This window comes from Sulfurovum sp. bin170 (assembly GCF_010892395.1).
Lineage (GTDB): Bacteria > Campylobacterota > Campylobacteria > Campylobacterales > Sulfurovaceae > UBA1140.
In genome coordinates this window covers 1-9,667 of the sequence record NZ_JAACKB010000283.1, presented here as the reverse complement: position 1 = coordinate 9,667, position 9,667 = coordinate 1, and the positions used below count along the sequence as shown (strand labels likewise).

General features: G+C 36.8%; 9 protein-coding genes. 3 read left to right on the top strand and 6 right to left on the bottom strand.

The features are described from left to right. The 3 genes from GSY74_RS06700 to GSY74_RS06690 all read left to right on the top strand — a co-directional run. The coding region (locus GSY74_RS06700) for a hypothetical protein (RefSeq protein WP_164664331.1) at nt 1–225 on the top strand (225 nt) is incomplete at its 5' end. Further along, nucleotides 212–919: a TlyA family RNA methyltransferase gene (locus GSY74_RS06695; RefSeq protein ID WP_164664330.1), complete on the top strand. Its 708-nt coding sequence runs from the start codon at nt 212–214 to the stop codon at nt 917–919. The genes GSY74_RS06700 and GSY74_RS06695, both read left to right, overlap by 14 nt. Next, nucleotides 919–1,722 (top strand): bifunctional riboflavin kinase/FAD synthetase, encoded by an 804-nt coding sequence (locus GSY74_RS06690; protein ID WP_164664329.1) that lies wholly within the window; start codon nt 919–921, stop codon nt 1,720–1,722. Before GSY74_RS06695 ends, GSY74_RS06690 begins: the two co-directional genes overlap by 1 nt. Nucleotides 1,723–1,738: 16 nt before the next feature. Here GSY74_RS06690 and GSY74_RS06685 read toward each other — a convergent pair whose 3' ends face one another. From GSY74_RS06685 to nhaD (GSY74_RS06660), 6 genes are all read right to left on the bottom strand, one after another. Then, nucleotides 1,739–2,347, bottom strand: coding sequence for a DUF2238 domain-containing protein (locus GSY74_RS06685; RefSeq protein ID WP_223157493.1), 609 nt, complete (start codon nt 2,345–2,347; stop codon nt 1,739–1,741). 46 nt (nt 2,348–2,393) lie between these two features. After that, entirely contained in the window at nt 2,394–4,007 is a 1,614-nt protein-coding gene (locus tag GSY74_RS06680) for a cation:proton antiporter (protein ID WP_164664328.1), read from the bottom strand. 35 nt (nt 4,008–4,042) lie between these two features. After that, nucleotides 4,043–4,585: a hypothetical protein gene (locus GSY74_RS06675; protein ID WP_164664327.1), complete on the bottom strand. Its 543-nt coding sequence runs from the start codon at nt 4,583–4,585 to the stop codon at nt 4,043–4,045. A 104-nt stretch (nt 4,586–4,689) separates the two neighbouring features. Beyond that, the gene (guaA, locus tag GSY74_RS06670; protein WP_164664326.1) at nt 4,690–6,225 is read right to left on the bottom strand and encodes a glutamine-hydrolyzing GMP synthase; all 1,536 of its coding nucleotides are present in this window, start codon (nt 6,223–6,225) and stop codon (nt 4,690–4,692) included. 296 nt (nt 6,226–6,521) lie between these two features. After that, complete coding sequence (gene nhaD / locus GSY74_RS06665; protein WP_164664325.1) at nt 6,522–7,856, bottom strand: sodium:proton antiporter NhaD; 1,335 nt, start codon at nt 7,854–7,856, stop codon at nt 6,522–6,524. Between the two features lie 206 nt (nt 7,857–8,062). Then, nucleotides 8,063–9,403, bottom strand: coding sequence for a sodium:proton antiporter NhaD (gene nhaD / locus GSY74_RS06660; protein ID WP_164664324.1), 1,341 nt, complete (start codon nt 9,401–9,403; stop codon nt 8,063–8,065). Nucleotides 9,404–9,667 lie beyond the last annotated feature (264 nt).

Genomic DNA, 9,667 nt, shown 5'->3' with positions numbered 1-9,667 from the left:
AATATTGCAAAAGAGATATTATCAAAAAACAATATAGAGTTTATATTACATATTGAACTTCCTGATAACAATGATAAATTTGAAATAGAGGTTTGGAATTTAGCAGATATTTTTGATAGTATAGATAGAAGAAATAATTTTTCATCTAAAGTAAGAGTAGTATCCAAAAATAACTTACCAAAATCTTTACCTTGGACTGTAGAGGATAAAAATGCAACGCCTTGACAAATACCTAGTAGAAAACAACCTTTTCGAAAGCCGAAACCGAGCCATAGACGCAATAAAAAGAGGAAAAATCTTCATAGACGGTAAAGTAGCAAAACCCTCAACAAAATGCGATGAGAACTCAAATATATATATAGACACCGAAAAATTTTATGTTAGCCGTGCATCCAAAAAACTAGAGCTATTTTTAGAAGAGTATCCAATAGATTTAAAAGATAAAAGAGCTTTGGATATAGGTTCATCTACTGGTGGATTTGTGCAGATATTGCTTGAAAATGGAGTTAAATCTGTAACTGCTGTAGATGTAGGTTCAAATCAGTTACATCACTCATTAAGAGATAACCCAAAAGTAGAGATTTTTGAAGAGACCGATATTCGAGAGTTTAGAGCAGATAAGATGTTTGATATAGTTACTTGTGATGTCTCTTTTATATCGGTTTTGCATATTATAGATGATATTGACCGTCTGAGCAGTAGAGATATGATTTTACTTTTTAAGCCACAATTTGAAGTGGGTAGAGGTGTTAAGAGAGATAGTCGTGGGGTTGTGATTAATGAAAAAGCTATAAAAGATTCAATCACAACATTTGAGAATAAAACAAGTGAATTGGGCTGGGAGTTATGTTATAGTACGCTCTCAAAACTTGCTGGGAAATCTGGCAATATCGAATATATGTATCATTTTAGGAAATAATGAAACTAACTAACAGTATAAAATCAATAGCAATAGGCTCATTTGATGGTGTTCACCTTGGACATCAAGCTTTGATAAAAGAGGCAGAAGCAGTAGTGATTATAGAGAGAAATCGTTCGGTTATGACAGCTGGATATAAGCGATTGAATTATATAAATAAACCCTCTTTTTTTTATCATTTAGATAAGGTAAAATCTCTCTCTGCTAGAGCTTTTGTAGATAGATTATCAGAGGATTTCCCAAAGCTAGAGACTATTGTAGTAGGTTATGATTTTGGTTTTGGGTACAAAAAAGAGGGAGATACAATATTGCTTCAAGAACTTTTTGATGGTAATGTTTTAGTGATAGATGAGGTCAAGCACAACGGTGTATCTGTACACTCTCGCTCTATCAAAGAGTTTATCAAAAATGGAGAGATTCGGTTAGCTAATGAGCTACTAGGACACAATTATCGTATAGATGGTGAAGTGGTATCAGGTCAAGGATTAGGTAAAAAAGAGCTTGTTCCTACTCTGAATCTAAAAATTCAGAACTATCTACTTCCAAAAGAGGGGGTTTATGCTACTAGAACACTAATTAATGATTCTTGGCTAACTAGTGTTAGCTTTTTTGGGCATCGTGTTACTACAGATGGTTCTTTTGCTGTGGAGACACATGTTTTGGATAGAGATATAGGGGTAGTTGAAGGCAATATAGAGTTAGAGTTTATTGCTTTTATTCGGGATAATCAGAAGTTTGATGGGTTGGATGCTTTGAGGGTAGCGATAGAGCAGGATATAGAGAGATGTAGGGTGTCATTTTAATGCACCGTCTTTAAATTTATAATGGTGCATTGAAATGCACCCTACGAAAAACCCAAACAACCCCTAGAGTCCACAACGCCCCAACCTTAGCCAAAAGCATATCTTTTTGAGCATCCCAAATATCTCCTTGGGAACCTAAAAAAGCAATCCCTGCTTCAGGGTCAACCACCTCAGCGGCACCCCACTCTATCACCTCATAGATACCAGACAAAGCAGAGACAATCATAAATGGAACGAAATATGCCCAAAAGCCTGAAATCTTAACAGTACGGATAAAAATTTCTCGAATAGGATATACAAGAAGTACTCCAAAAAGTAGATGAACCAATCTATCATACATATTTCTATCAGCTCCAAGCAACTCACCCAGAGTCACCCCCCAAGGGACTTCTGCGTAAGTGTAGTGAGAACCTATCACATGTAGCATCATAAATAGAGTTATTAAAAGATACGACAAGATAGAGAACTCAAACCGCTTGTGTGTAAAGAAGATAATAGGTAGAGTGATGAATACTAAGATATTTTCCAAGAGCCAATCATCAAAATGTAAAGGCTCTATCGCTGCCCAAATCCATACAACTAAAAATGATACAGCCAATATCGTATATGTAAACCTCTTATACAAAAAATCTCCTATTTATCTAAACTACATGCCTATTATAACATAAGTGTTAGATTTTGCACTCCAAAACGCTTTTTACCAATATCTCCGAAATAGTATCACGGCTGTTGATAATATGTTTGACATTCAAATTACGAATAATCTCCTCTTCTGAACTGTTCTTGACTTTGACTACAGAATTTATATCTGCATCAAAAGAGTCTATATTTTCACAGATAAGGCGTAGTTGATGCTCATTTTCTATAGCAACGATAATTGCCAAAGATTTTTTGATAGAGAAGTGTTCAAGGACACCCTTTTGGGCAGCATTTGCAAAAAAAATGGACTTCTCTCCACCCTCAATGGCTTTATCAACTACTTTTATATCATGTTCTAGGATTAGATAGAGCAGATTTTTCTCTTTAAATTTTTTTACCACGCTCTGCCCTAGTGGACCATATCCACAGATAATAATGTGATTTTGATAACCTGTTGAAACAATAGCTCTCTCTCGCAGTTGTGTTGGCTCTGTAAAAAAATTATCTGACAACAGTTTGATATTATTCAGAACAAATGGTGTAAGAACCATTGAGAGAACCACTGTCATAATCATAATTTGGTTAACATCAGAAGAGATAAGCCCATTGCTAAATGCTAGAGCAAAAATAACTAGAGCAAACTCACCTACCTGCATCAGAGTCATGGCACTCTTGATAGCAGTTCGCTTTTGAATAAAAAACTGCAAAATACCAAAGATAATGAGTGCCTTGATAAGCATAATGAGAAACAGTAGACCCAATATGACAAAACCATACTCAACAACAATACCCAACTCTATCTGCATCCCAATGGTTACAAAAAATATACCCAAGAGAATATCACGAAATGGAACCAAATCAGCCTCTATACGATAGCGAAATTTGGTCTCTGCGATAGTCATTCCTGCGATAAATGCACCCAATGTGTAGGAGAAACCAAAAAGTTCAGCAACGACAGAAGCAGTAATAACCACCAAAATAACAGCAACCAAAAATATCTCTTCTGATTTTGAAGAGATAACCCAGTCAAAAAATCTCTCAATAAAATATTTACCAACGATAAATAGAATAAAAAAAACAACAATAGCACTTATCAATGTATCCAATAGAAGTTCAGAGATAGAGCTGTTTTCTGAAGTAAAAATAGAAATCATCAAGAGCATAGGAATCACAGCCAAATCTTGAAAAATAAGTATTCCAACAGCAATCCGACCATAACCAGAGTGTGTCTCATTTTTCTCTGTCAAGACCTTGATAACAATGGCTGTAGAGGAGAGTGCCAGTGCAAAACCTATCACAATTGCACTTTTTGTCTCTAATCCAAACAATGAGTTTGCCAAAAAAGTAAAGAGGACTCCAGAGAGCATGACCTGCAAAGCTCCATAGACAAAAACCTCTTTTTTCATGGATTTCATATGCCCCATAGAGAACTCCAATCCAATGGTAAACATCAGAAATACAATTCCAAACTCTGCTAGATGAGCCAAGGTCTCTTGGGAGTGTTCACCAAAACTAAACAGTTGCATAGTTATAAGCCCTGTAGCTATATAACCAATGACTGTTGGTATATCAAATTTTTTTAAAAAAACATTAATAACTGTTGAGATAGCTATTGTTACGATTAGTATAATTAGTATATGTTCCATAAAGACCCCCTAAATCTTCTGTTATTTTATGATTATTATTTTACTGTAGCTCTAAACCCCATACGAACTTCTGTATTAGATTCTATTTGAGGAAAATGAAACTCTATATATGAAGCTCCACTTTTATCTGAAGGGTTAAGTGTCTCTCCTTCATCTGTGGAGTAGCTTATAGTACATTTTCCATTACAAGTAGCTGAATCCTTTATATATTCTGTGCCATCAGGAATAGGGTTTTTTACTAATATATTAGTTTGCTTTTCCCCATTAGGATTTTTTATTATATTGATATAGACAACATTTGTTCCTCTAACTACTTGCTCCACAGGTATATTCTTTTTTACTTTTTTGCCATCACTTCGAGTAATGAACTTCTCTTGAAAAACTAAACTTTTAAGTTTTAGAGCGGATAAAAGCATCTCTTGTTTGGCTAATCTATTCGCTTCAATAGCTTCAATATCAGCAGAGACTGCCTCCTCTATCACCTCATCATACTGACTATCATAATTGGGTGGTGGATTTCCCATAGAGTACACTACTCCTGATAATAATAAAATTGTTATTAGACCTCTTTGTAACATTTTTTCTCCTTTCTATATTATATCTATTGGAATTTTTTGGAATCGGAGACTTTAGTCCCGAATATGACGAGGCTAAAGCCATCGGTTCCTGGTTTGGCAATATCCTACTCCCACTCAATTGTAGCAGGTGGTTTAGATGATATGTCATAAACAACTCTGTTTATCCCATCAATCTCATTAATTATTCTTCGACTCATCCCCTCCAAAATATCATGAGGAATATGTGCAAATGTAGCGGTCATACCATCAACAGACTCTACCATACGGATACATACTGTATTATCATAAGTACGATTATCACCCATCACGCCAACTGATTGAACATTTAAAAGTACAGTAAAAGCTTGCCATACCTTATCATAATATCCAGTTGCTTTTAGCTCCTCTTGCATTATAGCATCTGATTCTCTAAGCAATCTTAAAGCTTCTTCGTTTACGACACCCATCACACGAATGGCAAGACCCGGTCCAGGGAAAGGGTGTCTACCTATCATCTGCTTTGGAAGCCCAAGTTCCAATCCAAGCTTTCTCACCTCATCTTTGAAAATCTCTCTCAAAGGCTCAACCAGTTCAAATGTCATCCAGTCAGGAAGTCCACCTACATTGTGGTGTGATTTGATAGTTTTTGAAGGTCCTTTTACTGATACTGATTCGATAACATCCGTATAGAGTGTTCCTTGTGCAAGAAAAGCAACATCAGTATGTTTTTTAGCCTCTTTATCAAAAACCTCAATAAATTTCTCACCAATAGCTTTTCTTTTGGTCTCTGGGTCAGTCACACCTGATAACGCTTCCATAAACTCTTTTTTTGCATCAATAGTAATTAGAGGAATATCCAAAAGCTTAAACATATCTTGAACCTGCTGTGCTTCATCTTTTCGCAACAGACCTTGGTCAACAAATACACAGATAAGTTGCTCATTTGGTAACGCTTCATGCAACATCGCAGCTACAACAGAGCTATCAACACCACCAGATACCCCACAGAGAACCTTTTTATCTCCAACTTGTGCTTTAATCCCTGCTATCTTCTCTTTGGCAAAACCACCCATATTCCAAGTGCTATCACATCCACAGATATATTTGGCAAAATTTTTAAGCAGTTTTGTTCCCTCTACCGTATGGTGAACCTCTGGGTGAAACTGAAAAGCATATATATTTTTCTCTTCATTTGCAATCGCTGCATAAGGAGAGTTTTCACTTGTTCCAATCACCTCAAAACTGTCAGGAAGTCTCTCGGCTTTGTCTCCATGACTCATCCAAACCACTTCATTATTTGTCATTCCCTCAAAAATCTTAGAATCTTTAAGTGTCAACTGTGCCTTACCATACTCATGATGATTAGCAGGTATCACCTCTCCACCAAAATGCTGTGTAATCAACTGCATACCATAACAGATACCCATAATAGGCAGTCCCAAATCCCAAAGCTCTTCACTAGGCTTATAAGCATCCTCTGCATAGACAGAGGCAGGACCCCCTGATAAGATAATCCCTTGTGGTTTTCGTGCTTTAATATCAGCTATATCTTCTCTATAGGGAACCACTTCACAGTAAACCCCACTCTCTCGTAATTTTCTTGCTATTAGTTGTGTGTATTGTGAACCGAAGTCTAGGACTAGAATTGGTACTTGTTTCATATACTTATATCCTAAGGTTAAATTTGATGGAAGTATACAATATTATTGGTTATATCTTATATCTAATGATTTTTTTAACAGTAATAATTAAGTTTATCTTCTTTATAATCTGAATCCAAGAGGAGATAAATATGCTAGAAAATAATTTGAATGAAATAACCTATAAAGAATTTTTGAAACGAAATAATTCTCTTATTTATTCAGAGAGTAATGAAGATGATACACTTTTAGATGGGCTTGATGAAATTTTTGAGGTAGAGAAGATACAAAATCTTCTCTTGATTGTAAGGTTTAAATTACGCCCCAATCCCCAAAACCTGAAACTGAATATACCAAATGATAACTGAAACAATATAACCAATAAGTATAGTCCAAGCCAGTTTCATATGTGAAGTAAAGGTATAGATACCATGAAGTTTACCCATAACACCTACACCTGCGGCACTTCCAAATGAGATGAGACTTCCACCAACACCTGCTGTTAGTGTTACGAGCATCCATTGAGAGTGAGAATCAACTCCCATATCTGGGCTTGATTTAAGTACCGCAGACATCACAGGAACATTGTCAATAATCGCAGATAAGAAACCTACCCCAATATTGACAGTCGTAGCCCCAAACTGGGTATAGAGTGCGGTAAAATAGTTTAAGAAACCTAAAATATGAAGTCCCCCAACCGCGGCTAATATACCAAAGAAAAACAGTAGTGTATCATTCTCTATTTTGGCAATAAATGCAAATACATTAACCCGTCTAGGACTCTCCTCTATATCACTAATACAGTTTCGTCTATTGAGACTATAGGTATAGAGTTCAAGTATCGCTAGACCAAACATCATCCCCAACATCGCAGGGAGATGGAGTAGCTGATGAAATAGTACTGCTGATGCAATGGTGAGTACAAACAGTCCCATAATAACTTTCCCACCCTCCAGAATCTCCATCTTCTCCTCATTCTCTACAGATGGTGGTTTACCCTCTGGTATAAAACGAGCTAAAAGAGTCGCCGTAACCAACCATCCCACAAAAGAGGCAGGAAAAAGATATAAAAAATCAACAAAAGAGCCTCTCCCCTCAACCCAAACCATCAAGGTAGTAATATCTCCAAATGGACTCCAAGCACCACCTGCATTGGCAGCTACTACAATATTGATAGCAGAGGGGATAATAAAGCTTCTATTCTCCCTATCAATAGTAATTAGTACCGTTGATAAAATTAGTGCTGTTGTTAAGTTGTCCGCGATTGGTGACATAAAAAAAGCCAAAACCCCTGTAACCCAAAAAAGTTTTTTATAATCATAACCCTTTGAGACAAGCTTATAACGCAAGGTTCTAAAGACCTGCCTATCAAGCATCGCTTCGATATAGGTCATAGCAACAAAAAGAAAAAAGAATATTCCTGCTATCTCAATAATCAAAATCTCAACTTCATGATGCAGATAGTTTGTATCTAATCCATTGATAGAGTAGTAGATACCTGTAAGCATCAATATTGCTGTACCCATCATAAGTGCTGGTTTTGTTTTGTTAATTCTGTATTTGTCTTCTGTAGCAATAAAGTAGTAACCGATAATAAAAACAATTAGTGAGGTTATTCCAACCCATGTGGTTGTTAAGTCTAGCGAGTGCATCTCTGCTCCAAATAGTTAAAATGTGATGGAATTGTAGTGCTATTTAACTAAAGCTGTGATTAAAAGTTAGATAGATATTTTGCAAAACTTCTTGGAATCGGAGGCTTCAGCCCAATGCCAATGAATTAGCGAGGCTGAAGCCATCGGTTCCTAGTTTTGAAAGAGGTCTAATGATTTTATCATGGGTAGGAGTACCCATGATGAGGTTATGCTCCAAACCCTAAAATCTGAAACTGAATGTACCAAACAATGACCGAGACAATATACCCAATAAGTACTGTCCAAGCCAATTTCATATGAGAGCTAAATGTATAGATACCATGAAGTTTACCCATAACACCAACACCTGCAGCACTACCAAATGAGATCATAGACCCACCAACACCTGCTGTCAATGTAACAAGCATCCACTGTGAGTGAGCATCTATACCCATGTCTGGGCTTGATTTAAGTACGGCTGACATCACAGGGACATTGTCTATCACGGCTGAAAGGAAACCTACACCGATATTGACCGCTGTTGCTCCAAACTGTGTATAGAGAGCAGTAAAGTACTCCAAGAAACCTAAGAAGTGAAGACCACCAACAGCTGCTAAGATACCAAAGAAGAAGAGCAGTGTATCGTTCTCGATTTTGGCAATCCATGAGAAGGCATTAATAGGTTTTGTCTCCTCTAACGGGTTGAGTCGATTCTCTCTGTTCATAATATAGACATAGAGTTTGAGTATAGCCAAACCAAACATCATACCCCACATAGCTGGAAGATGTAGTGCGTTGTGAGACATAACGGCTAGGAAGATAGTAAGACCAAATAGACCCATAATCACTTTGCCACCCTCTGCTATCTCTATTTTTTTCTCACCCTCTGCAAATGGTGGTTTTCCCTCTGGAATGAATTTAACAAGGAAAAACGCAGTAACACTCCAACCAATAATAGAAGCAGGAAAAAGCCATAAGAAATCAGTAAAAGCACCTTTTCCATCAACCCATACCATAAGTGTGGTAATATCTCCAAATGGAGACCATGCACCACCTGCATTGGCAGCAACAACAATATTGACCGCAGCTGGGACGATAAATGCTCTGTTGTCTTTATCAATGGTAATCAATACCGTTGAGAGGATAAGAGCAGTAGTAAGGTTATCGGCAATTGGCGAGATAAAGAATGCCAAGATACCTGTTACCCAAAATAGTTTCTTATAGTCATATCCACTAGAGACCAATTTGAAACGCAAGGCAGAGAAGACTCCTCTGTCTATCATCGCCTCGATATAGGTCATGGCGACAAAGAGGAAGAAGAAGATTCCTGCAATCTCTATAATAAGATGGTTGATTCCCTCATGTAGCTGGTGTCCCATACTCTCACTGCCACTCATAGCGACATAGATACCAATAAGCATAAAGATACCCGTACCTGTGAAAAGTGCTGGTTTTGCTTTGTTTATATGATAGGTGTCTTCTGTGGCAATAAAGTAGTATCCGACAACGAATACGATTAGGGAGAGTATCCCTACCCACTCTGTGGTTAAATGTAACTGTTCATGCATATTTACTCCGTGTAATAATTTTGATAGACTTCTTGCAAAACTAGGAGCCGATGGCTTTAGCCTCGTCATATTCGGGACTGAAGTCTCCGATTCCAAATAAGTTTTGCAAGATGTCTAATATAGTGCTATTATAGTAAAATAATTTGAATAATCAAGCAAATTAAGAAGTGAAAATTTTATATATAATAAAAAATAGTATATTTTTTCACACCGTAGGGTCGGTTTCAACCGACCACCTAACATTTATATTTTTAAAATGTTTTT